This window comes from Cystobacter fuscus, from assembly GCF_044360685.1.
GTDB classification, from domain to species: domain Bacteria; phylum Myxococcota; class Myxococcia; order Myxococcales; family Myxococcaceae; genus Cystobacter; species Cystobacter fuscus_C.
In genome coordinates this window covers 8,978,231-9,001,301 of sequence record NZ_CP043491.1, presented here as the reverse complement: position 1 = coordinate 9,001,301, position 23,071 = coordinate 8,978,231, and the positions used below count along the sequence as shown (strand labels likewise).

Here is a 23,071-nt window from a genome sequence, read left to right as displayed (position 1 = left end):
TCGAAAGGGGTTCGTCATGAGCCGTACCAGCAAGGGCATTCCTGGCGCGCGCAGCGTCCATCACCTCGCCTACACCGTTCCCAACCTCGACCAGGCGGTCGACTTCTTCGTCAACGTCCTCGGGGCCGAGCTGCTGTATCGGATTGGCCCTGTCGAGGATCAGACGGGCGACTGGATGACGCGCCATCTCAACGTGCACCCGCGGGCCTCGACCCACATCGCCATGCTCCGCTTCGGGCCCGTGAGCAACCTGGAGCTGTTCGAGTACACGTCGCCGGACCAGCGGCGGGAGCTGCCGCGCAACAGCGACTGGGGAGGCCACCACCTGGCGATCGGCGTCGACGACGTGGATGCCGCGGTGGACTATCTCCAGTCGGTGCCCGGCGTGAAGATCCTCGACGAGCCGCAGACCATCACCGAGGGGCCCATCGCCGGGGACCGCTGGGTCTACTTCCTGACGCCGTGGGGCATGCAGATGGAGGTCCTCCACATGCCCAGGGGCATGCCGTACGAGAAGGACACCGACGCCCGCCTGTTCGAATCGAGCGAGTCCTGGGCCTGACGGTTCACCCGGTGGGGTCCGTTCGAGCACCCCCCATCTGGGGGGTGTGGGCCTCGGGCCATTTCAAGCGTTTCACCAACATGCGCGGGGTGGGCGGACGGGGATCCGGCGCATCCAGGGGCTCGACGACGAGGTCGAACAGCCCATGGTCGAAGGGCTTGCCCGGGGCGGGCGCCTGGGGGACGAGCCGCTCGCGCACGCCCTGCTTCGCCAGGGTACGGGCCCGGTAGTGGCAGTAGGGATTGTTGCCCGGTCTTCCGAAGAGGGCGTGCGCGGTGAAGCTGCATCCCGCCATGCACGTGGAGGCGAAGGGGCAGGTGCGGCAGAAGCCCCAGAGGTCCTCCACGGTGCGCGTGCGCGTGAAGGCGAGCGGGGGCGCGTTGTCCCAGAGGTCGCGCAGGGGCCGCTCGCGCAGGTTGCCGCCCACGTAGTGCGCCGTCTGCAGGGAGGGGCAGCCCTTCACGGCCCCATTGGACTCGATGCCCATCACGTACCGGCCCGCCATGCAGCCGCGCCAGTGGTCCGAGGCGTCGGGGCCAGGCGAGCGCAGGACTCCTTCCTCGGGTCCGAAGTAGCCCAGGTTGTTGCCGGGCATGAGGGTGATGCCGTCGGCGAAGGCGCGCTGCTTGAGGGCGGCGATGCGCGGCAGCAACTCGAGCAGGTCCCACGGTTGCAGGAGAAGGGCGGGGCGGTCGGCCGCGCGTCCGAGCGGCGCGGTGATTTGAAGCTGCCAGGCGCGGGGGCCCAGGCCCTTGAGGTGCTCGTAGAGCGGCTCCAGGTCCGCCTGGTTGAGCCGGTTGAAGTTCGTGTTGACCGCCACGCGCACGCCCGCGGCGCTCAGGAAGCCGAGCGCCGCCGTGGCCGAGGCGAAGCTGCCCGGGGCGGCCCGCATCAGGTCGTGCGTGGGCTCCAGGCCATCGATGCTCACCGAGGCCGCGTACAGGCCCGCCTCGGCCACCTGCCGCGCGAGGGCCTCGGTCATGCCGCGCCCGCCCGTGGTCAGCCCCGGGCGGATGCCCTCCTCCTTCAGTGCGCGGATGATGTCGATGAAGCCCGGGTGCAGATAGGCCTCGCCGCCGATGAGGACCACCTCGCGCGCGCGCATCTCGCGCAGTTGACGCACCACGTCCAGGGCTTCCCCGGTGGACAGCTCGTTGGGCCGCTGGGTGCCCGCGCGCGAGCCACAATGGGTGCAGGGCTGATCACAGCGCAGCGTCAGTTCCCAGACCACGTAGGCCGGGTGGTGGTCGGGTCGGGAGACATCGAGTCGGCGCGGCATGGACATCCCCTTGGCTGGAGCAAGAACCGGGCACGCCCGCATCCCCCTGGCACGCTTGTCATGGGGCGGAAGCGGGAGGCCAAATGATTCCGGCGTTTTACGCGCGGCACGGGCTTCGCTGAGGGCCCCGCGCGTCGGCCGTCATGCTGGTGGCCCCGCACATAGGATACGCCAATGACCTCTCTCTCCGCCTGTCAGCAGTGTCGTGGTTTCGTTCCCCCGGGCAGCACCACGTGCGTGCATTGTGGCACCGCCCTGACGGAGGCCGCGCCTCGTGGTGGCACGGGAGTGACGGCCCTCGTGGGCCTGGCCAGCGCGGGAATGGCGGCCATCACGCTGATGGCCTGCTACGGCATGCCGCCCTGTGACGAGCCCGCGCCGGACGGTGGCTCGGATCGGTACCACTGCTACGACTACGAGCCTTCATCGCAGTGTGCCTGGCCCGCCACGGACGGAGGGCTGACGGACGCGGACGGGGGCACGGGCCCGGATGGGGGAGCGCTCCCCCCCTGTGACGATGTCTTGCCCTTGCCTGGAGATGCCGGCACGGGCGCCGACGCTGGCCACTGAGTCCATGCATGGCGGGGCCGAGGTCCGGTTTGTCCACCCAAACGGCTCAGGCTCTCATTCGTGCCCCCGCGTCATGAGTCCTCGTCTCGGCGAAGCCTTTTTCCATCGCTCCTGAGAGTGCAGGGTAGTGCCACGGTGAACGCGCGGGCTCGCTCCTGACAGGAGCCGGCGCGGAGTCGCCATGCCCTCTCAGGAGAGAACCGCCATGAATCGACGTCAATTCATCCAAAGTACGCTGGGCACCGTGGGCGCCATGTGGGCCGTCGGCTGTGGTTCCGAGGAGCGCGTCCTCACGCGGCCGGCCATCACGCTCGGACAGATCGATCTCTCGTTCCACGCCGCCGCGGCGGCGGTGGTCGCACGGATCCTGACCGACCATGGCCACCCGGTGGAGTTCAGCACCGCGCTGCATGAGGAGATGTTCGCGCGCATGCAGCGCAAGGAGATCGATCTCCTCTCCTCCGCGTGGTTGCCCGGGAGTCACGGTACGTATCTCGCTCCCTTCGAGAACGAGGTCGAGAAGCTCTCCGTCCTCTACAACCCCTACGCCTTTTGGGGTGTACCTGATTACGTGCCCGAGGACGCCGTGTCGGCTGTCGCCGACCTCCTCAAACCAGACGTCGCCGCGCGGATGACGAAGGTGATCCAGGGCATCGGGCCCGGCGCTGGCATCAGCCGCTTCTCCGTGGAGATCATGCAAGCCTACGGGCTGGGGAGCGCTGGCTACGAGTTCCGCAATGGGACGCAGCAGGACTGCGAGGACGCGTTCACTCGCGCCGTCGAGGAGAAGCGCTGGGTCGTCGTCCCGCTCTGGCACCCGCAGCACCTCCACCACCGCTACCGCATTCGCGAGCTCGCCGAGCCCAAGGGGCTGTTGCGCGGGAAGGACGAGGCGACTCTCATCCTGCGCAAGGAACAGCTCTCGAAACTCCATCCGGAGGCGCTGCGCATGCTGCGCGGGATGTATCTCGGCAACGCCGAGGTTACCTACCTCGACTATCTGATCAACGTCGAGAAGAAGTCCCCCGCCGAGGCCGCTGCTCGCTGGTTCCAGGAGAACCCGGAAGTCGTCGAGCGATGGCGGAACGGCTGAGCATGAGTCGGAGCGGGGCTCCTACCTGGCGCACCGCATGATGAAACACGCAAGTTGCAATCATGTGCCGGAGAAGAAAGAAAAACATGCTTAAATTGTTTAGCTTCCAATCTCCGCATGCCCTTGGTACACGCTCGCGCCCGAGCAGCCCTTTCTGCTCTCGAGAGCACACCGCCCAAGCGGAGTTCCCGTCTCCCTCTGTTGAGCCATGAACCGACTTCCTGCATTGCTTGCATCAGCGCTCGTCCTGTCCGCGTGCGGACCAGATATCTCATCCAACGAGAACTCCTCCGCTCGCCTCGATTCTTCTGGCGACGCGTTGTATGCGTCCCGGGGTCTCCTCTGGCCTCGCCCCAACGCGGCCATCCCGGTCTGCTGGGAGAACCCGGCACCCGAGCATGCGCAGCAGCGCCAGGCCACTCGCGACGCACTCGCCGAGACGTGGGAGCGCTATGGCAGCCTCCGGTTCACCGGCTGGGGAACCTGTGCCCCGCGCTCTGGTGGCATCCATATCGTGGTCGACGACAGCCATCCTCGCTCGGCCGTGGGCTACCTGGGGCCAAACAGACCGACCCCGATGTGGCTCAACTTCTACTCGTGGTGCGACCCGCGCGACGCGAACTACTACTGGACCTGCATCAAGTTCGTCTCGGTACACGAGTTCGGGCATGCGATCGGCTTCCAGCACGAGCAGGACCGACCAGACACGCCCCAATGGTGCAAGGACCAGCAGCCAGGGAACGTGAATACGGGTTCCGGTGACTGGACGCTCGGCGACTGGGACCCGTCTTCCATCATGAATTACTGCAACAAGGCCAGTTACCAGACCTGGTTGCTGAGCGCGACGGACCAGTGGGCGTTGGGGGTCGCATACCCGGTGTCTGCCCCCTGAGCATGTCAGCTGTCCAGACGGAGCCTGGCGTGTCCTCCCCGGAAGCCACGTCGGGTTCCACCTTCCGCTCAAGTGCTCGCGCGAGCGCCCGGTGAGGGCTCCGTGCGGACCCTCAGGGACTTGAGGCCCCGGACGTTGAAGTTCGGCACGTTCTCCAGATGCTGGCCCGGCACCAGGGAGAGTTGGCGGTCGGGCGTGAGCAGTTCCTCCAGGACCACTCGGGCCTCCAGCCGGGCCAGGGGCGCTCCGAGGCAGAAGTGGATGCCGTGGCCGAGGGCGACATGGCCCGTGGCGTTGCGCGTCACATCGAAGCGGTCCGGATCCTGGAACTTGCGCGGGTCGCGATTGGCGGAGCCGAAGAGCAACAGGACGTTGGCCCCCGCGGGGAGGTGCGTGCCGGACACCTCCACGTCCTGCGTCACCTTGCGGAAGAACACCTGCGCGGCCGAGTCGTAGCGGAGCATCTCCTCCACCGCGTTGGGGATCAGCGCGGGCTCGCGCGTGAGCCGCTCCAGTTGATCGGGGTGGCTCAGCAGCGCGTGCATGCCATTGCCGAGCAGGCTGGTGGTGGTCTCGTTGCCCGCCACGAGCAGCAGCCGGCAGAAGGCGATCGCTTCGTCCACGGAGAGCAGGCCCTCGCGCACGCCGTTGTCCAGCAGCGCCTGCATGAGATCATCCCGGGGCTGCTGGCGGCGCACCTCCAGGGCCCGAGACATGTAGTCGTGCATCTCTTGCGAGGTGCGCTCGATGCCGGACAGCTCCGCGCCACGGGCCAGCGCGTAGAAGGTGGCGACGGCATTGTCGGACCAGCGCTTGAACTCGTGCCGGAGCTTCGGCTCCGCGCCCATCATCTCCGCGATGACGATGACGGGCAGCGGCTCGGCCAGGTCCCGGATGAGATCGAACTCGCCCGAGCGGGGGAGTTGGGAGATGAGCTCGCGGGCGAGTTGCCGGATGCGCGGCTCCATCTCGGCGATGCGCTTGGGGGTGAAGGCCCGGCTCACCACGCTCCGGGTCTTCGTGTGCAGGGGCGGATCCTCGCTGAGGAGGATGCCCCGGCGGAAGGCGCGAACGGCGGTGGGCGCCACCTTCTCCGCCGCGTCGAGCTGCTCCGGCCGCACGATGGCTCGCGCGGAGGAGAAGACCGCCGGGTTCTTGGTGATGGCGATGACGTCCTCGTAGCGGCTGACGATGTACCAGCCGAGTTGTTCGTTGAAGTAGATGGGGGCGTTTTCGCGGAGCGTCGCGTAGTACGGGTAGGGATTGGCCTGTACCGCGGGCAACATGGGGTTGTAGTCACTGGCTTGCATGGTGTTCTCGACGGTCAGGGCGGGGGCCACGGTCTCCACAGGCTAAAACATTGGACCCTGGCGGAAATCACTCGAAAGAGGGAGCGAGCACTCCCCGGCCCATGATTCATCAACGCTGGTTTTCTCGTGGCGAGCGGGGCGGCTTTGATTGACGAATGATTCACGCTTCTCGTCATCGATGTTTGATTATACGCCTGCCATGAAATTCCTACCTGCTTCGTTGTGCCTCATGTTGCCGTTGCTCTCCGCCACCCCTGTCCTGGCGCAGAACGCGCCCGCGACCTGGACGGAGCACTGGTTCGAACACAACCAGACCGTCTCCCGCGTCTATCAGGACAATGACGTGGCCATCTATTTCGACCCGGACGTGAACCGGACCATCACCTGGCCCAACAGCTTCGTGTGCGACGTGTGGACTGGCTGGCGTACAAAGGCATCCAGTTCCCCTCCTCCGGCACGTCCAGGGTGGAGTACCGCGTCGCCAGCCCGTCCGGTGGGCGCCTGTCCCTGGACCTGAACGCGGGCGCCACGGTCCTCGGGACGCTGGACATTCCGGCGACGGGGGGCTGGCAGTCCTGGACCACCCTCTCGCATACCGTCACCGTGACGGCGGGCACCTACAACGTCGGCATCTACGCCCAGACGGGTGGCTGGAACTTCAACTGGTTCCGCATCACCAGGCTTTGAGACGAGGCCCTCTCGCCCACGCACGGGGGAAAGAGGGCCCCGCGCCAGCGCCGCTCGGGGTCGGGCTCAACTGAGCCCCCATCCGTCCCATGCGCCCCTGTAGACTCCCGCGCCTGCCGCTCATGAAATCCCTGGAGTCCATCATGCCCGAGCCCACGGCTCCGTCCTCCGCGCCGCGGCGGCTCCCGCTCCTGCTGGCGCTGGGATTGACCCTCGTCTTCTTCCACCGGGCCGTCTTCTCCGCCAACGTCTTCTTCCTCCGGGACGTGCAGCACGTGTACGTCCCGCTCTGGGAGTACTGGCGGGAGCGGGTGCTGGGGGGGGAGTTCCCCCAGTGGTATCCGTTCGACGGGCTCGGTCAGCCGTACGTGGGCATGGTCATCTCTGGCGCGTTCCACCCGGCCCAGTGGTTGTCGTTGGTCCTGCCCGGGGCCCAGGGCCTCAAGTGGATCATGCTGCTGTGCTATCCGGTGGCGTTCCTCGGCATGAGTGCCCTGGCGCGGCGGCTCGGACTGGGGCTCGGGCCCGCGCTGCTGACCGCGGTGAGCTACACCTTCAGTGGCTACCTCGTTGGCATCACCAACAACCCCCTGTACCTCATGGCCGCGGTCACCATGCCCTGGGTGTTCTGGGCGCTGGAGGGCTTTCTCGCGGCGCCCACGGTGGGGCGGGGGCTGGGAGCCGCCGTGCTGCTCAGCCTCGTGCTGTTCTCCGGAGACGTGCAGAGCTACGCGGTCTGTCTGGGCGGCCTGCTGCTGTGGAGCGTCTGCCGCCCGGCCCCCGAGGGGCGCGCGTTCTCTCTCGGCAAGGCGCTGGGGGTAGGGGGCGTGAGCGTGCTGCTGTCGGCGGTGCAGATCCTCCCGACGTTGAAGATCCTGCCGCACGTGAGAGCGTCCAGTCAGACGGTCGAGGCGGCGATGGTGTGGTCCGTTCATCCCCTGCGTTTGCTGGAGTTGTTCCTGGGTCCTCTCTTCGCGGGCGAGTCGGGCACGCGCACGCAGATCGCCATCGACGAGCGGCTGCTGTCCACCTCGATGATCGACTTGTGGGTGGACTCGCTCTTCGTCGGCGCGCCCGTGCTCGTGCTGGCGGGCGTGGCCGTGGCCGCCCATCTTCGCCGCCCGCTGACCGTCCTGCTCACCGCCGCCGCGCTGGGCGTGTTGCTGTTGGCGCTGGGCAAGCACGCGGCGCTGTATGCCTGGGTCTTCGAGTGGGTGCCTCCCTGGCGCTCCTTCCGCTATCCGGAGAAGCTGATGCCCTTCGTCACCTTCGCCCTGGCGATGGCGGCGGGCGTGGGCTTCGAGTGGCTCGAGCGTGAGTCCGTGGCCCGGCGCTGGGTGGGGGGCCTCGCGGGGGGACTGGGCGCCCTGGTGCTCGCGGTGGGCGGCCTGGAATGGAGCCACCAGGTGTTCTCCATCGGGTGGCTGACGGGCTTCTGGGAGGGCACGCCATGGCCGGAGGCTCAGCAGCGCATCGGCGGACAGTTCGTCCAGGGCTGTGGCGTGGCGGGTGTGAGCCTGCTGCTGCTGGGCGGCCTGCTCATGGGGGGGCGCTCCCCGGTGTGGCGGACCGGGTGGGTGGGGGCGCTGTGCTTCGCGGGTCTGCTGCTGGAAAACGGCTCCATCTACAAGGTGGGCGATTCGGACCTGTTCGATGAGCCTCCGCCCTTCGTGCTGCGCATCCAGGAGGAGCGCCTTACCCAGCGCGGCCCTCCGCCCCGGCTGTTCCGCGTGCCGGGCCCCTACTACACCCCCAAGCCCCTGCCACTGCCCTCGCTCGAGGAGACGGACTCCCTGGTCAGCGGCGCCTCTCTGGTGCCGCTCGTGCCCGCCCTCTTCGGTCTGGAGAGTTCGAGCGCGCACCTGCCAGCCGTCTCGTGGCGAGTCCTGGCCCTGTGGAATGATGGGCCGGCGTGGGCCACGCGCACCGCGGCCCTCTTCAACACGCGCTACTTCGTCATCTCACACGATGCCATCTCCCTGCTGGTCAACGGGCCGCGCCGGGTGGTGGATCGCATGGATGCCTTCGGGCTGTTGCTGCTGGAGGACACGAGCGTGCTGCCGCGCGTGTACCTCGCCCACCCACGCTGCGTGGCCGGTCCGGAGGAGGCGGTGCGACGGCTGCGCGGCCTTCAAGCTCCCCGGGAGGTGGTCGTGGAGTGCGCGGCGCCCCTTCCCGAGTCGCCCCTGGAGGCGCCCCGGGGGGAAGTCACCGCGGCCCGGTTCGCGCCGGAGCGGGTCGAGGTGGAGGTGAACGCGCGGGGCGGCGAGGTGCTGGTCCTCAACGACGCCTTCTACGTGGGGTGGACGGCGAGCGTGGATGGGACGCCCACGCCCATCCTCCCGGCCAATGGGGCCGTGCGGGCGGTGGTGGTGCCACCGGGAACGCACCAGGTCGTCTTCAGCTACCGCACGCCCGGACTGGCCGCGGGCGCCTGGGTGAGCGTGGGCACGTTGCTCGTGCTGCTCGGGGCGGCGGTCGTGACGCGGCGGAGGCGGCACGGGGCCCATCTGGCTCACTTGGCGTGAGGTGCGAGTTGGGCTTGGATGGCCCCATGAGTTTCTCGGTGGTGTTCATCCGGTCGGAGCCGGGCTTCGGTGGCGACACGCCGATGCCGCTCGGCACGAAGACCCAGGTGCCCGTGGGAGTCACGGTGTTCCTCGGCCGGAGCACGGACGCTCAGATCCACATGCCCGAGGGCACGGTGGCGCGGCTGCACGCGCTGCTCGCCGTGATGCCCGACAAGCTCCGGCTCCTGGTGGTGGACCTGGGGAGCACGAATGGCATTCACGTGGGCGGTGCGCCGCGGCAGGTGGCCCTCCTCGCCTCGGGCGAGGAGTTCCGGATCGCCAATCGCTACTGGTTCCGGGTCGTGCAGGACTGAGCGGAGCGCCTTTCAGTCCAGTTCAGCTCCCGAGCGGTCGCGAGGGGGGCTCGCACGAGGTCCTCTCCAGAGAAGGTTGTCGCGCGAGCAGACGTGGCAGACACACGCGCACGCGGGTTCCCACGCCCTCGCTGCTCTCCAGTTCCAGGTGGCCTCCGTGTTGCTGGACGATGCCCCGGGCCAGGAACAATCCCAGGCCCAGTCCCCCGCGATCATGGGGCGTGCCCGCATGGGCGCGATAGAAGCGCTCGAAGACCCGCTCCCGTTGCTCCGTCGGGATGCCGATGCCCTTGTCGTCAATGGAGATCTCCACCTTGTCACCCTCCAGGGTGAGGGCAACCTCCACTTCCTCGCCCACGGGTGAGTAGCGTGCGGCGTTGTCGAGCAACTCGGTGAGCGCTTGCAGCAACCTCTCACGGTCTCCAAACACCCACGTCTTGGGGCGCGGCTGGCGGTGGATGGGATTGTGCGGGTGATTGGCGGCCGTCCGCGCGATGGCGGCATCCACCAGCGCACACAACTCCACCTCCTCCTTCTCGAAGTGCAACTGACCACTCTGGAGCTGGGAGGCATCGAGCAGCGTCCGCACCAGCCGATCCATGCGATCCACGCCGCGGCAGATGCCCTCGAGCAACCGGCTCAGGGCGGAGGAGGACGTTTCCGTACGCCGGGCGATCTGCGCGAAAGACTTCATCACCGTCAGGGGCGTCTTCAGCTCGTGCGCGGCCATCCTCACGAAGTCGCCCTGGAGACGCTGCAGCTCGATGGCCTGGGTGATGTCGCGCGCCACCGACACGGCGGCGACGACACGGCCCGCTTCGTCGCGGATGGGCGCGGAGTTCAGCCGGAGGACGAGTTTCCGAGGCGTTTCAGGCCTGTTGATGATGAGATCCGTGTCGTACACCTGCTCACCCCGAAGGGAGCGAATCATGGGCAGGGCGTCAAAGGGAATGTCCTGCCCATCCAGCCCCTGGGGGCAATGGTGCGGGTACACGGTGTCCAGCCGGATGCCCTCGTGGGCCGCATGCCCGAAGAGTGTCAGCGCGGCCCGGTTGGCGAGGGTGATGACTCCCACGGAATCGGTCACGATGACGGCGTCGACCATGCCCTCCAGGATGGCCTGGAGCTCCGCCGAGCGCTGCCGAACCTGTGCGAGCAGCCTCTGCCGCTCCTCCTCCTGACGCTGGCGCTCGGCGAGCGTGCGCAGCAGCGAACGGTTCCGTTCCGAGCGGGCCATGGCCAGGCTGCTCGCCCAAAGACCGCCCCAGAGGAGCACGCACAGGGTCACCACCAGCCCCCACTGCCGGCGCGCGGCCTTGAAGAGCACGCCTTCGTCCGTCGAAGCAAAGACCCTCCAACCCGCCTGGGAGACACTCACCTCGGAGAGGTGCCGTCCTCGATCCAATCCCTGTTCGTGTTCCCACGTCCGCAGATCCACGAGGGTCAGCTCGCACAGGCACCGCACGGACCTGCCCCGCGCTCGTGCCCAGGCGAGCAGACGCTCCTCGTGCGGGTGGGCCAGGAGCGCGCCAGCGGGGCTGGTGACATAGAGGATCTCCGAGGGAGAGTGGTTGGCCTCGAGGATCATGTCCCTGAACTGTGAGAGGAAGAGGTCCACGCTCGCCACCCCGCGCAACTGGCCCCGGTCGTCGAAGACGGCCCTCGAGAGCGTCTCGTAGGCCTGGTCCTGTTCGATGTAGGGCTCGGAGATGACGATGCGGCCCCCACGCGTGCGCGCTTGCTGGTACCAGGACTGTTGGAAGTAGTCGTAGGCGGGCGTGGACCACTCATAGGTGAGGATCGGAGGACCTTCACGCCTCGCCAGGTCCCGGTGGACGTAGGGCCCCATGTAGTGAACCCCCGGCACGAGCTGACCGGGCTCGAACCACACGCCGAGCCCGTAAACGGTGCTCTCCGACGCGGAGGCCAGCAGGCGGCGCATCAACTCCTCGAGCATGTGCTTCTCCGGGAGGTGGCCCGCGAGCACGGCCAGGGTGTCCATGAGCTGCTCGGCGCCACGCAGCGTGGTGCTCAGCTCCGACGCCAGCTCCTGGGTGCGCGCCTTCTGTTGGGCCAGGGCCTCTTGCTCCTGGACGCGACGGACCCTGCTGTCGAAATCGAGCAATCCGATCGTGAACAGCACCCCTACCGCCACCGTCAGCAGCAGGGCGGGCGAGAGTGACCAGCGCGCGGTTGCTTCCTCGCGGCCCGGGAAAGCGCGGTCGTGGATGGGAAACGGGTTGATGATTTCCTCCGGTCCAACCTTGATGGGTGAGAGCGAAAGGGCGCTCTGCCAAGACGCGCGGGACATGGGCTCGTTCGTGAGCCCGAGCGGTTGTCGTTCGGCAAGCGCCCGACCACCCAGCTACGGTGTCGAAGAATTCGACTCGCGGGACGCGAGCCAGAACGAGACTCGCTTGGGAAGGACTGGGAGAGGAGGAGAGGAGCGTCCTCACCCCGCCTCAGGTGACGAAATGGCGGCAGAGCGCCTAGCCTTCTTGTTCACGAATGTTGCCAACGATTCCGAACTACTCGGTCCTGGAGGTAATTCACCAGGGGGCGAAGCACACGCTGTTTCGGGGCTTGCGACAGGCCGACGGACGTCCGGTCATCATCAAGATGCCAGAGATGGCACACGTGGACTCGCGAGGGATCGCGCGGCTGGAGCGCGAGTTCGGGCTGCTCCGGAAGTGCCAGGGCTCGCCTCATGTCGTGGAGGCCCTGGAGCTGCTGCAGTTGCCGGGTACCGCGGCCCTGGTCCTGGAGGATTTCCAGGGTCACTCGCTCAATCGGCTGCTCTCCGGCCCGAGCGAGCTCCGCGCCTTCCTGCGGCTCGCGATCTCGATGGCGTCCGCCCTCGCCGAGGTCCACCGCCGCGAAATCGTTCACCTCGATATCAAGCCGGCCAACATCATCGTGAACGACGCGACAGGCGTGGTGAAGATCGCGGATTTCGGAATCGCGTCGGCCCTCCCCCGCGAGCATTCGTCCTTCCGCCCCGCGAGCATGGTCGAGGGGACTTTCGCGTACCTGTCGCCCGAGCAGACAGGCCGGATGAACCGCGTGGTCGATCACCGCTCGGACCTGTACTCGCTGGGCATCACGTTCTACGAGATGCTGGCGGGAGTGCCTCCGTTCTCGGCGGAGGACGTGCTCGGGTGGTTCCACTGCCACCTGGCGGTGGTTCCCCGGCCGGTGAGTGAGTTGAACCCGAGCGTGCCGGTGGTCCTCTCGCGGCTCGTGGCCCGGCTGATCGCGAAGGCTCCCGAGGATCGGTATCAGAGCGCGGAGGGACTGAAGGCGGATCTGGAGCAGTGCGCCGCGCGCTGGGACTCGGGCGCGGAGCTCGCGCCATTCCCGCTCGGCTCCGAGGATGCGTTGGATGGGTTTCGCATCCCCGAGAAGCTCTACGGCCGTGAGGACGACGTGGCGGCGCTCCTCGGCGCGTTCGATCGGGGCGTCAAAGCGGGACGCTGCGCGCTGGCGCTCATCTCGGGGTACTCGGGCGTCGGCAAGTCGTCGCTGGTGAGAGAGGTCTTCGGGCCGCTGGTGCGCGAGCGCGGCTTGTTCGCGTCCGGCAAGTTCGATCAGCTCAACACCGGGGGTCCTTACTCCACCCTGGTGTCCGCCCTCCGGCAGTGCCTCCAGCAGATCCTGGCCGAAGGGGAAGCGGAGATCGCCGCATGGAAGGAACGCCTCCTGCGTGCACTCGGCGTGAACGGCCAGCTCGTGGTCGACATGCTCCCCCAGCTCGAGCTCATCATCGGAAAGCAGGCTCCGGTGGAGGAGCTGGGCCCGGCCGAGTCGCTGAACCGGCTTCACGAGGTCTTCACCCGCTTCTTCGGCGCGCTCAGCCTGGACAAGCGCCCGCTCGTCCTGTTCCTCGATGACCTCCAGTGGGTGGATCCGGCGACCCTCGCCCTCCTCCAGCACGTCATCCCCGACCCGGAGGCAGGCCGCCTGTTCGTGATAGGCGCCTACCGCGACAATGAGGTGTCCCCCTCCCATCCGCTGATGGTGGCGCTCGACTCGCTGCGCCGGGGGGGAGTCCCCATCACCTCGATCGTGCTCTCGCCGCTGGGGCGCGAGCATACCCAGCGCCTGCTCGCGGACACGCTGCGCACCGACGAGGCGCGGGTGCTGCCACTCGCTCACCTGCTCCTCGAGAAGACCGGAGGCAACCCGTTCTTCCTCACCCAGTTCCTCAGCACCCTCCACCAGGAGAAGCTCCTTCAGTTCGACACGGCGGCGCGCGGGTGGCACTGGGAGCTCGCGCGGATCCAGGCCCAGGGCTTCACCGACAACGTGGTCGAGCTGATGGTCGCGAAGCTGAGGGAGCTCCCCCCGCCCACCCAGGACGCACTCGAGGTCGCCGCCTGCATCGGCAACACCTTCGATGCCGAGGACGTCTCCGAGCTGGTGCACAGCTCTCTCGAGCAGCTCGAGGCGAGGCTCTTCGGCGCCATCAAGGAGCGGCTCATCCTTCGCTCCGAGCACGGGTACAGGTTCCTGCATGATCGCATCCAGCAGGCCGCTTATCTGCTCACCCCAGAGGCTCAGCGCATCGCGCTGCACCTGCGGATCGGACGGATGCTGCGCGCACGCCGGCCGTCGGCGGTGTTCGAGCTCGTCAACCACCTCAACCTCGCGGCGGCGCTGATCGACGACAGAGACGAGACGATCGAGCTGGCGCGGCTCAACCTGGCGGCAGGCAAGAGCGCGATTCGCTCGGCGGCCCATGCGGCTGCGTTGAGCTACCTGGCCACCGGTTGTGACCTCGTGGGCCAGGACGGGTGGGAGTCCCACCATGAGCTGACCTACGAGCTCACCTTCCAACGGGCCCAGTGCGAGCTCATCAGCGGGCAGCTTGGAGCGGCGGAGGCGAGGATCTCCTCCCTCATCACGCGTGCGCGCACCCGGGCCGAGCAGGCGGACGTGCACCGCTTGAAGGTGGACCTCCACGGCACCCGAGGCGAGTTCCCCCAGGCCGTCGAGGCGGCGCTCTCGTGTGCGCGGCGGTTCGGGCTCGAGCTGCCCCTGCGGCCCAACCCCGAGGCGCTCGGCGCCACGGTGCAGGCCCTCTGGGAGGAGCTGGAGCAACGCAAGCTCGAGTCGCTCCTGGATCTGGCGCCGATGACGGACCCGGACCAGAGGGCGCTCCTGGCGCTCTTCGCGGCCGTCCTGCCACCGGCGTACTTCATCAACCCGGATCTGCACGATCTGCTCGCCTGCCAGATGGTCGGTGCCAGCCTGCGTTACGGAAACGCGGACGTCTCCGTCATGGGCTACGTCGTCTTCGGGCAGGCCATGGGCCATGTCCTCAAGAAGTGGCGCGAGGCGGTCCGCCTCGGTGCGCTCGCGGTCGACCTGATGGACAGGCGAGGCATCGTCGGGAGCAGGGCGAAGGTGTGCCTCGTCATCGGAGGCTTCATCAACCACCGGATCCAGCACCTCCGGGAGGTGCTCCCGCTGTTCCGGGAGAGCTGGTCCGCCGCGCGCCAGACCGGTGAGCTCACCTTCGCCTCCTATTCCATCATGAACCTCGTGGTGTTCCGGTTCATGATGGGAGACCACCTCGAAGACGTCTCCTCCGAGGCCGAGACCTTCCTGGACTTCCTCCACCGCACGAGAAACGACGCGGTGTGGCGGGCCATCGCTGATCTCCGCGAGGTGGTGGAGTGTCTGCGGCAGGGAACAGAGACTCCACCGGTTGCGCCGGACAGTGTGACCGGGCTGCGTGCCGTCCCCTTCATCGCGTTCATGTTCTACAGGTACCGGCTGCTCTGCGCGCTCATCTACGGAGACGCTCGGGGTGCCGTGGAGATGGCCCTGAAGGGCAGGGCGTTCCTCTTCTCCTACGCCGGCCAGGCGGGCGTTGCGGAGTACCACTATCACGCGGCACTCGCGCTGGCCCGGCACCACGACGCGGTCTCGCCCGCGGAGCAGCAGGAGTACCTCCGCCAGCTCGAGGCCGACCATGCGGTGCTCCAGGAGTGGGCGGACACAGGCCCCGCGAACTTCGGCCATGCGTACGCGCTCATCTCCGCGGAGCTCGCCCGGCTCCGGGGGAACACCGAAGAGGCGATGCGGCGGTATGAAGAGGCCATCTCCCGGGCTCGCCAGAATGGCTTCATCCAGTGCGAGGCGCTCGCGTACGAGGTCGCGTCGGAGTTCTATCGAGCCCGCGGAGTCGGCACCGTCGCCGACACGTACCTGCGCGAGGCCCGGCGCGCCTGGCTGCAATGGGGTGCGCACGGCAAGGTGAAGCTGCTCGACATGAGGAACCCGCGCCTGCTCAGGTCCGGAACCACCACCAGCACCAGCACGGGCGTGACCACGGACGAGGCGTTCGACGTGATGACGGTGGTGAAGGCGCAGCAGGCGATCTCCAAGGAGATCGTCCTCGAGGGCTTGTTGAAGACGTTGATGCGCATCCTCATCGAGAGCGCGGGGGCGGAGCGGGGGTATCTCCTCCTGACCCGCGACGACACCCTGTTTGTCGAAGCGGAGGCGGAGGTCGATCGCGACGAGATCAAGGTCGACGCCGAGCCGGTGCCGCTCGAGGCGTCGGCTCGCCTGCCCCACTCCATCGTGCACTACGTCAAACGCTCGCTCGAGAGTCTCATCCTCGAGGACGCGGGGACCGACGGCAGGTTCGCCTCGGACGAGTACGTGGTCCGGGCGAAACCCCGGTCGATCCTGTGCATGCCGGTGATGAGCCAGGCGAAGCTGGTGGGTGTCCTCTACGTCGAGAACAGGCTGGCCGCGGGCGTGTTCACCCCGAGCCGGCTCGCGGTCCTCGAGGTCCTGGCGTCGCAGGCCTCGATCTCGCTGGCGAACGCGCGGCTCTATGCAAGCGTGCAGCAGGCCCAGGAGGCGCTGCGGCGATCGCACGACGAGCTCGAGCAGCGCGTCGAGGAGCGGGCGCGCGAACTGCGGCGCGCCCAGGCGGAGCTGCTGGACACCGCGCGGCGCGCTGGAAAGGCCGAGATCGCCGCGGAGGTGCTGCACCACGCGGGGAACATCCTCACCAGCATCAACACCTCGGCGGGAATCGTGGCCTCCAAGCTGCGGCAGTTCCGCGTGCCGAAGCTGGCGCGGACCGCGGCGCTCCTGCAGGCGCACCAGCAGGAGCTCGGGGAGTTCCTGGTGAAGGACGCGGCTGGCAGAGCGCTGCCCGCCTACCTCTCCGGGCTGGCGGCGGCGATGCGGCAGGATCTGGAGTTCACGCTAGGCGAGGTGGGCTCGATGGTGGCGAGCGTGGAGTACCTCAACGAGGTGGTGCGGACACAGCAGGCCTACGTCGGGGTCTCGGAGGCGCCGGAATGGATCCACCTGGAGGAGCTGCTGGACGACTCCCTGCGGATGAACACCCCCGTCCTGGAGCCGCTGCGGGTGCGCATCATCAAGGAGTACCAGGCTCTGCCGGCCCTGTTCCTCCAACGGAGCAAGGTGGTGCAGATCCTGACCCACCTCATCAGCAACGCCGCCAGTGCGCTGAGTGAGAGCGGGCAGGAGGAGAAGTGGCTCCGGCTCAAGCTCGAGAAAAGTGGCGAGCAGCAGCTGCGCATCGCCGTGGAAGACAACGGGGTGGGGATTGCGCCGGAGAACCTGGAGAGGATCTTCCGCCCCGGCTTCACCACCAGGGAGGAAGGGCACGGCTTCGGCCTGCACGGCAGCATCCTCACGGCGAAGGCCCTGGGCGGTTCCATCCTGGCGAAGAGTGAGGGACCGGGCCGGGGCGCCGTATTCACCCTGGAGCTGCCACTGGTGAACTCCAGGACCTGACGCGCTGTCGGCGACTACGGCGCGATGCCAGTTCCCGTGAGCCTTCCCTCGAAGAAGCCCCAGCCGCTGGAGCTGGAGGGGAAGATATAGATGGGCGCGGAGAACGCGCCCGCCGAAGTCGGGCTGAAGTACAACTTGAGTTCCCGCGAAGTGCCGGGGGCCAGATCCGAGCCATCGAAAGCACGGGGACTGAAGGGCGGGTTCACAGCGAAGGAGAGATGCACGGCCTCCGTGCCGTTGTTCTGCACCGTGAAGGCCAGGGGAGCGCTGGTGGTGCCCACGGTCTGCTGACCGAAGTCCAGGATGCTCGGGGTGATCACGACATCGGGCAGCAGCTCGCCATGGGACTGCCCGACGGCGTCGGCGGGCCCATGGGTGTCACTCTCCAGAGCGGGACCACAGGCAGCGGAAACAAGACAGGCCAACACCGCGAAACCAACTCGACGCATGTGTACATCTCCCCATGAACAGGTCTCCAGAAGCGGCCAATCGTGAACGTGGGCCCGAGCCCTTATCTGCAAAACATTGGCATGACTTCTGGCTCCACAATGCAGAGCACGCGGCATGCCAGGGGTGGGCACTCAGGCAAGCACGCGGAACTTCAAGACGCCTGGAGCCGGGGACCCCGGACGGGTGACGTTTTTCGCCAGCTCGCTGACGAATCGGGGCAGGGGTCCTGGGAGGGTCATCGCAAGGTGCTGGCGCGAGGCCACGTACGGGTGTGAGGGCCTCGCTCCAGCGCCGTTAGCGCGGAACGATGGAGAACGCGACGTCCGGCATGTCGATGCCGGGCCCACGGATGCGCAGCTTCCCTTCCACCCGGGTGATGCCCTGGGTGGACGGATCCACCTGCGTGACCGAGCCCACCACCTCCGAAGCATCCGCCACGCTGCTGCCGAAGAGCGGCATCGCGAAGGGCTGCACCCGCCACTGGTTCCCATCCAGCCGCGACCAGACCTGCTGACGCTGCTGGTTGCCCGAGCCCTGGGGAAGGACCGTCAGGGTGAGCCCACCCGGACGGGAGGACTCGGCCGTCTCGAGCACGAAGTCCACGGGCGTGGTGCCCCCGCGCCCCGGAACCTGGATCGTCATGCGCATCCTCCGGGGCCAGGTGCCCGCGGCCGGCTTCGCGACGGTGAACTCGCTGCCGAACTCGCCCCAGAGTGAGCCTCCGGAGAGGAACGGCAGGCCCGGCAGCACCCGGAAGCGGTAGCGGGCCCCCGGCGCGAGCGGCGCCGCCGGTACGAACGTGAGCCGTCCGCCCTGGACCTCCACCGCGCCGGACACGCGATGGCCGGGCTCGTCCTCCAGCACCACGTACTTCGCCGCCACCTCGGCGGCCGTCTTCCCCTGGGTGTCATCCACCGGGTCCGTGAAGGCCACGGATGGGCGCACGTCCGGGTAGACACCCTCGTCGCTGTCGATGTCCGGCCAGATGCCCAGGGGCGCTCCTCCCTTCGGCGTCAGCTCGCGCAGGAACGCCAGGAGATCCGCGCGCTCCTCGGCGCTGAGCGGCACCTTCACGTAGTCGATCGCCACCTCCAGGGCCGCCTCCAGGCTCCGGGCCTTCGCGCCCACGAAGTAGATGCCGTGGCGGTAGGTGCCCAGGAGCGTGGGGATGTCGGCCGGCTCACCGGACTTGCCCTGCGCGACATAACCGCGTGACGTGTACAGCGGTGGCGTGTGGCAACCCGAGCAGGAGGCCTTGCCCTCGAAGAGCGCCTGTCCGCGCAGGGCCGCCTCGGTGTAGCTGCCATCCAGCCGGGTGTGGCCCGTGGCCCTGGGAGCGCCGAGCAGCGAGCCGAGGAAGGCCTGGAGTCCGAGCGCCTCCTCGGGCGTGGCCGGGCGTGAAACGATGGACGCGGGCCCCTGGTAGCCGAAGTTCTCGGAGCTGGAGACGTAGGCGCCCCACTCCAGTGGCGTGGTGGCGTCCAGCAACTGCAGCGGCCGGACGTTGTGCCAGATGGACGGTCCAAAGCGCCACACCATGCCGTCGTTCTGCGTCTCCACATGACAGCTCGAGCAGGAGTGGTTCGCCGCGAAGCCCCCACCGGGCCGGGTGAAGACGCGCTCGCCGAGCGCCACGTTCGCGGGACGCGGATCCTCCGCGAGCTTCACCTTCTGGGACACCGTCCCGTCCGCGCGCAGCACCCACAGCTCGAGGCTCTGGAAGCAGTGGACGGCCACCGTGCCCGCGGCATCCAGCGCCACCAGTTGCCGGGCCCCCGGGCCCACCGCGACCCGGGCCTTCTCGGCGAGCGTGCTCCGGTCGAGCGCCACGACCACGTCCGAGGACTCGGAGGAGACCCACAGCGTGTCCCCCACCGCGAGCACCCCCGCGGGATTGACCACGGGGCCCCCCGAGCCGGCCTGGCGCGTCAGATCGGCACGCCGCAGCACGCCCGGCGCCGCCGCGTCCGCATCCACCACCACCACCTCGTGCACGAAGGGCTTCGCCGTGGCGTCCGCCTGCGAGGGCTCGGGGTCTCCATCGGTCGCGGCGACATACAGTTCGCTCCCGTCCTCGGAGAGCGCCAGGGCCCGCAGATCGGCGGACACACCGTCCACGATGGCGATCGTCGTCAGCGACGCGGTGTCGATGACCGTGATGTCCTGGTCGTCCCCCGGCCCGTACGCGCCGCGCGTGTCCTTGACGCGGTTGCCGGAGCGGTACGAGGCCACGAAGAGCCGCCGGCCATCCGGGGAGAGCGCCAGGGCCCGGGGATCGAACCCCACCTCCACCCGCGCCACGACCTCTCGCACGGTGAGGTCCACCACTGCCACCTGGCGCTGCGTGGCCAGCGACACGTACAACCACCGGGCATCCGGCGAGAGGGCCAGACCGGAGGGCTCGTCCCCCACCCAGAGGGAGTCCACGAGCACGCCGCGCGCCCTGTCGATGAAGCCCACGGTGTCGCTGCCGCGCTGGGCGACGAGCACATAGGGCAGCGGCTCGCGCCAGGCCAGCGCCGAGGGCCACGCGCCCACGGTCACCTCGCCCTGACGGCTCCAAGACGTGCCGTCCACCCGCGCGAGACGGCTCACCGTGTAGGACGCACCGTTCGCGGTCCACAGTTCCTCCCCGACACGCACCACGCCGGACAGGGGCGTCAGGTAGTGGTTGCGGAAGCGCTCGGCCGGAGAACGGGCCACGACGTGGAGCGGCACCTCGGAGTCGCGCAGTTCACCCAGCCGGAGGACGTAGTCGCCGGGCAGGTCCGGAGTGAAGCGCGGCTCGGGAGCGCCCCTCGTATAGGCGGTGTTGCGGCTGCCCTCGGGCGCGGAGACGACCTGCCACTCCAGGGTGGAGGGACACCGCGCGTCCTGCTTGAGCCGGGGCAGGTAGAAGGTCTCGCCCAGGGTATGGGCGCGCGGGTTCTGCAGCGGGAGCGGCGCCTCGGTGCAGAGTGGCCCCGGGGCTGGCTCGGGCTCGTCACGGCACGCACTGGCCGACAGCAGCAGCACCGACGCGGAACAGAAGAGGAGGAAGGGCTTGGCTCGCATGGTGCCCCTGGATAGAGGCCCTGTCCCTCGCGAGCAACACCTCTGTGCTCGCCAGGATGGACCCATGCCTCGAATGCCGGGAATGAGACGTGGCGAGGCCGCGGACCGGAAGTCAGTGCATGGCGGGGCCGATGAGCCAGCGGGCGCGGGCGCGGGCCACGACCTCGCCCGCCGCGTCGGTGAGGTCCGCCTGGACGTCGTACTCCTTGCGCTCGCCGGGTGTGGCGACGGGTGCGCGGCACTCCGCGGTGATGAGGCCGCGCGCCTTCTTCAGGTAGTCCATCTCCAGGTGGGTGATGATGCCGCGCATGCCTCCGGTCAGCGAGGACAGCACCGCCAGGCCGGTAGCCACCTCGCCCAGGTTCATCAACGCGATGGCGTGCACCGAGCGCAGGTGGTTGCGCACCGCGCGCCGATCCCTCATGCGCACCTGGACGTAGCCGGGCTCGAGGGAGAGCACCTCCGGGCGGATGCTGCCCGTGTACGGTGCCATGTTGCCGATGAGCTGCCCCATCAAGGCCCCGCCTCCCGGTGCGTGGCGAAGCACGTTCCACAGGAGGCGCAGGTTTTCGGAGGTGGCGAGCTGGCTCAGGGACTGGGTCAGACTGGAGAGGGTGGGCATGGCCCCTGGGACATAACATCCCCGGGGCCTGGAGGGACCGCTTCCCCGCCGCGCTTCAGCCGATGGTGTTGACGAGACCGCCATCCACGCGCAGCGCGGCGCCCGTGGTGGCCGAGGCCCGCGCGCTGCACAGGTAGACGGCCAGGTGGGCCACCTCCTCGGGCGAGGCGAAGCGGCGCAAGAGCGAGCCGGGGCGCGCGGTGCGGAAGAAGTCCGCCTCGGTCTGCTCGACCGTCTGTCCCTTGGACCTGGCCAGATCCTGCAGGAAGTCCTGCACGCCCTCGGTCTTCGTGGGGCCGGGCAGCACGGCGTTCACCGTCACGCCCGACTCCGCCAGCTCCATGGCGAGCCCGCGCGAGATGCTCAACTGGGCCGTCTTCGTCATGCCGTAGTGGACCATCTCCGTGGGGATGTTGAGGGCGGACTCACTGGAGATGAAGAGGACGCGGCCCCAGCCGCGCTCGCGCATGCCGGGCGCGTAGTGGCGCGAGAAGCGCACGCCGCTGAGCACGTTGGCCTCGAAGAAGCGCATCCAGTCGGCGTCCGGAATCTCGAAGAAGGGCTTGGGCTCGAAGATGCCCAGGTTGTTCACGAGGATGTCCACCGCGGGCACGCGGGCGAACACCGTCTGGGAACCCTCCGCGGTGGTGGCATCCGCCGCCACGCCCTCCACCTGGGCGCCGGGCACTTCCTGGCGGATGCGCGCGATCGCCTTGTCGACCGACTCGCTCTTGCGGCCGTTGATGAAGACGTGAGCGCCCTCGGCGGCCAGTCCCTTGGCGATGGCGAAGCCGATGCCGAAGGTGGAGCCGGTGACGAGTGCTCGACGATTGCGCAGTTCGAGATCCATGCTGGAATTTCCTCGGAAGGGGGTGGGGTTGATGCCGGGAGTCAACGGGGGGCCCGGGATACTTTGTTGGGGGACGCGGCGCTAGGCTGTTGTTCCTCCGGAGACCACTGATGCCCATGCTTCCCCCGCGTTCCCCCATTGACGTCGCGATGGGCGCGTTCTTCCTCAACCTGCTGCGCTACGTGGTGTTCGCCCTTCCGGCGTTCGTGTTCTTCCATCGCCGCACGCCACGGCGGTTCCTGTCCCGGCGGCTGGGCCCCGGGCCCGTGAGCGAGAAGCAGGCGCGCCGGGAGATCTTCTATTCACTGGGCTCCCTGGCCATCTTCGGGCTGGTGGGCGTGTGGATGTACGCGCTCGCCCAGGCCGGGCTGTCGCGCTTCTACACCGACGACCGCCATGGGCCGGTGTGGTTCGTCCTGTCCATTCCGGTGATGCTCCTGGTGCACGACACGTACTTCTACTGGACGCACCGCTTCATGCACTGGAAGCCCATCTTCAAGCACGTCCACAAGGTGCACCACCTGTCGCACGATCCCTCGCCGCTCGCCGCCTACGCCTTCCACCCCCTGGAGGCCGTCATCGAGGCGGGCATCGGACCGCTCATCCTGCTGACGCTGCCGGTCCATCGCAGCGCGTTCCTCATCTTCCTGACCATCCAGCTCTTCATCAACGTCATCGGGCACCTGGGCTTCGAGCTGTATCCGCGGGGCTTCCTGCGCTCGCCCATGGGCCGGTGGTTCAACACGACCACCCACCACCACCAGCACCACCAGCGGATGAAGTGGAACTTCGGCCTCTACTTCAACGTGTGGGACCGGCTGCTGGGCACCAACCACCCCCAGTACGAGTCCACCTTCGAGGCCCTCACCACGCCCGTGCCCGAGTCCCCCGCCGAGGAGGCGGCCGGGTCCACGCCGGAACTGGCGGGGGAGCTCTCCTCGCGCCCGAGCTGAACGCCCCTCCTCCCGCTCGCCCTCCGTGCGTCCGGTATGTGGGACGGGGGCGGGCAGGTGCAGGGCCGCGTCTCCGT

16 protein-coding genes are annotated in these 23,071 nt (G+C 68.3%); 9 read left to right on the top strand and 7 right to left on the bottom strand.

What is annotated here, in order from left to right; genetic code table 11:
- Positions 1 to 16 precede the first annotated feature (16 nt).
- A complete protein-coding gene (locus tag F0U63_RS36890; protein ID WP_395837527.1) occupies positions 17 to 562 on the top strand; it encodes a VOC family protein in 546 nt (181 codons plus the stop codon).
- A gap of 4 nt (positions 563 to 566) precedes the next feature.
- Here F0U63_RS36890 and F0U63_RS36885 read toward each other — a convergent pair whose 3' ends face one another.
- Entirely contained in the window at positions 567 to 1,841 is a 1,275-nt protein-coding gene (locus F0U63_RS36885) for a radical SAM protein (RefSeq protein ID WP_395837525.1), read from the bottom strand.
- Between the two features lie 174 nt (positions 1,842 to 2,015).
- On the opposite strand from F0U63_RS36885, the gene F0U63_RS36880 reads away from it, so the two are divergent.
- The 3 genes from F0U63_RS36880 to F0U63_RS36870 all read left to right on the top strand — a co-directional run bounded on the left by F0U63_RS36880 (position 2,016) and on the right by F0U63_RS36870 (position 4,396).
- On the top strand, positions 2,016 to 2,411 hold the full coding sequence (locus F0U63_RS36880; RefSeq protein WP_395837523.1) for a hypothetical protein: 396 nt from the start codon (positions 2,016 to 2,018) through the stop codon (positions 2,409 to 2,411).
- A gap of 205 nt (positions 2,412 to 2,616) precedes the next feature.
- The gene (locus F0U63_RS36875; protein WP_395837521.1) at positions 2,617 to 3,504 is read left to right on the top strand and encodes a glycine betaine ABC transporter substrate-binding protein; all 888 of its coding nucleotides are present in this window, start codon (positions 2,617 to 2,619) and stop codon (positions 3,502 to 3,504) included.
- A 208-nt stretch (positions 3,505 to 3,712) separates the two neighbouring features.
- Positions 3,713 to 4,396, top strand: coding sequence for a M12 family metallopeptidase (locus F0U63_RS36870; protein ID WP_395837519.1), 684 nt, complete (start codon positions 3,713 to 3,715; stop codon positions 4,394 to 4,396).
- A gap of 68 nt (positions 4,397 to 4,464) precedes the next feature.
- Here F0U63_RS36870 and F0U63_RS36865 read toward each other — a convergent pair whose 3' ends face one another.
- Positions 4,465 to 5,736, bottom strand: a complete 1,272-nt coding sequence (locus F0U63_RS36865) for a cytochrome P450 (RefSeq protein ID WP_395837517.1) — start codon at positions 5,734 to 5,736, stop codon at positions 4,465 to 4,467.
- Between the two features lie 372 nt (positions 5,737 to 6,108).
- Here F0U63_RS36865 and F0U63_RS36860 point away from each other — a divergent pair, with 372 nt between their 5' ends.
- From F0U63_RS36860 to F0U63_RS36850, 3 genes are all read left to right on the top strand, one after another.
- Positions 6,109 to 6,393: a carbohydrate-binding protein gene (locus F0U63_RS36860; RefSeq protein ID WP_395837515.1), complete on the top strand. Its 285-nt coding sequence runs from the start codon at positions 6,109 to 6,111 to the stop codon at positions 6,391 to 6,393.
- 143 nt (positions 6,394 to 6,536) lie between these two features.
- A complete protein-coding gene (locus tag F0U63_RS36855) occupies positions 6,537 to 8,921 on the top strand; it encodes a YfhO family protein (RefSeq protein ID WP_395837513.1) in 2,385 nt (794 codons plus the stop codon).
- A 26-nt stretch (positions 8,922 to 8,947) separates the two neighbouring features.
- The gene (locus F0U63_RS36850; protein WP_395837511.1) at positions 8,948 to 9,277 is read left to right on the top strand and encodes an FHA domain-containing protein; all 330 of its coding nucleotides are present in this window, start codon (positions 8,948 to 8,950) and stop codon (positions 9,275 to 9,277) included.
- 22 nt (positions 9,278 to 9,299) lie between these two features.
- Here the strand turns inward: F0U63_RS36850 and F0U63_RS36845 are convergent, their stop codons facing one another.
- The gene (locus tag F0U63_RS36845) at positions 9,300 to 11,588 is read right to left on the bottom strand and encodes an ATP-binding protein (RefSeq protein ID WP_395837509.1); all 2,289 of its coding nucleotides are present in this window, start codon (positions 11,586 to 11,588) and stop codon (positions 9,300 to 9,302) included.
- Positions 11,589 to 11,785: 197 nt separating this feature from the next.
- Between F0U63_RS36845 and F0U63_RS36840 the strand changes: the two genes are divergently transcribed.
- On the top strand, positions 11,786 to 17,065 hold the full coding sequence (locus F0U63_RS36840; RefSeq protein ID WP_395837507.1) for an AAA family ATPase: 5,280 nt from the start codon (positions 11,786 to 11,788) through the stop codon (positions 17,063 to 17,065).
- 14 nt (positions 17,066 to 17,079) lie between these two features.
- Here F0U63_RS36840 and F0U63_RS36835 read toward each other — a convergent pair whose 3' ends face one another.
- From F0U63_RS36835 to F0U63_RS36820, 4 genes are all read right to left on the bottom strand, one after another.
- Entirely contained in the window at positions 17,080 to 17,514 is a 435-nt protein-coding gene (locus F0U63_RS36835; protein WP_395837505.1) for a choice-of-anchor D domain-containing protein, read from the bottom strand.
- 295 nt (positions 17,515 to 17,809) lie between these two features.
- Positions 17,810 to 20,569, bottom strand: coding sequence for a hypothetical protein (locus F0U63_RS36830; RefSeq protein WP_395837503.1), 2,760 nt, complete (start codon positions 20,567 to 20,569; stop codon positions 17,810 to 17,812).
- Between the two features lie 112 nt (positions 20,570 to 20,681).
- Positions 20,682 to 21,191, bottom strand: a complete 510-nt coding sequence (locus F0U63_RS36825) for a hotdog fold domain-containing protein (protein ID WP_395837501.1) — start codon at positions 21,189 to 21,191, stop codon at positions 20,682 to 20,684.
- A gap of 55 nt (positions 21,192 to 21,246) precedes the next feature.
- On the bottom strand, positions 21,247 to 22,041 hold the full coding sequence (locus F0U63_RS36820) for an SDR family NAD(P)-dependent oxidoreductase (RefSeq protein WP_395837499.1): 795 nt from the start codon (positions 22,039 to 22,041) through the stop codon (positions 21,247 to 21,249).
- A gap of 110 nt (positions 22,042 to 22,151) precedes the next feature.
- Here F0U63_RS36820 and F0U63_RS36815 point away from each other — a divergent pair, with 110 nt between their 5' ends.
- Complete coding sequence (locus F0U63_RS36815) at positions 22,152 to 22,994, top strand: sterol desaturase family protein (protein WP_395837497.1); 843 nt, start codon at positions 22,152 to 22,154, stop codon at positions 22,992 to 22,994.
- Positions 22,995 to 23,071: the final 77 nt, after the last annotated feature.

Coding starts and splice junctions, on each gene's coding strand:
- F0U63_RS36890 (WP_395837527.1), top strand. CDS start 17: ATGAGCCGTACCAGCAAGGGCATTCCTGGCGCGCGCAGCGTCCATCAC.
- F0U63_RS36885 (WP_395837525.1), bottom strand. CDS start 1,841: ATGCCGCGCCGACTCGATGTCTCCCGACCCGACCACCACCCGGCCTAC.
- F0U63_RS36880 (WP_395837523.1), top strand. CDS start 2,016: ATGACCTCTCTCTCCGCCTGTCAGCAGTGTCGTGGTTTCGTTCCCCCG.
- F0U63_RS36875 (WP_395837521.1), top strand. CDS start 2,617: ATGAATCGACGTCAATTCATCCAAAGTACGCTGGGCACCGTGGGCGCC.
- F0U63_RS36870 (WP_395837519.1), top strand. CDS start 3,713: ATGAACCGACTTCCTGCATTGCTTGCATCAGCGCTCGTCCTGTCCGCG.
- F0U63_RS36855 (WP_395837513.1), top strand. CDS start 6,537: ATGCCCGAGCCCACGGCTCCGTCCTCCGCGCCGCGGCGGCTCCCGCTC.
- F0U63_RS36850 (WP_395837511.1), top strand. CDS start 8,948: ATGAGTTTCTCGGTGGTGTTCATCCGGTCGGAGCCGGGCTTCGGTGGC.
- F0U63_RS36845 (WP_395837509.1), bottom strand. CDS start 11,588: ATGTCCCGCGCGTCTTGGCAGAGCGCCCTTTCGCTCTCACCCATCAAG.
- F0U63_RS36840 (WP_395837507.1), top strand. CDS start 11,786: ATGTTGCCAACGATTCCGAACTACTCGGTCCTGGAGGTAATTCACCAG.
- F0U63_RS36835 (WP_395837505.1), bottom strand. CDS start 17,514: ATGCGTCGAGTTGGTTTCGCGGTGTTGGCCTGTCTTGTTTCCGCTGCC.
- F0U63_RS36830 (WP_395837503.1), bottom strand. CDS start 20,569: ATGCGAGCCAAGCCCTTCCTCCTCTTCTGTTCCGCGTCGGTGCTGCTG.
- F0U63_RS36825 (WP_395837501.1), bottom strand. CDS start 21,191: ATGCCCACCCTCTCCAGTCTGACCCAGTCCCTGAGCCAGCTCGCCACC.
- F0U63_RS36820 (WP_395837499.1), bottom strand. CDS start 22,041: ATGGATCTCGAACTGCGCAATCGTCGAGCACTCGTCACCGGCTCCACC.
- F0U63_RS36815 (WP_395837497.1), top strand. CDS start 22,152: ATGCCCATGCTTCCCCCGCGTTCCCCCATTGACGTCGCGATGGGCGCG.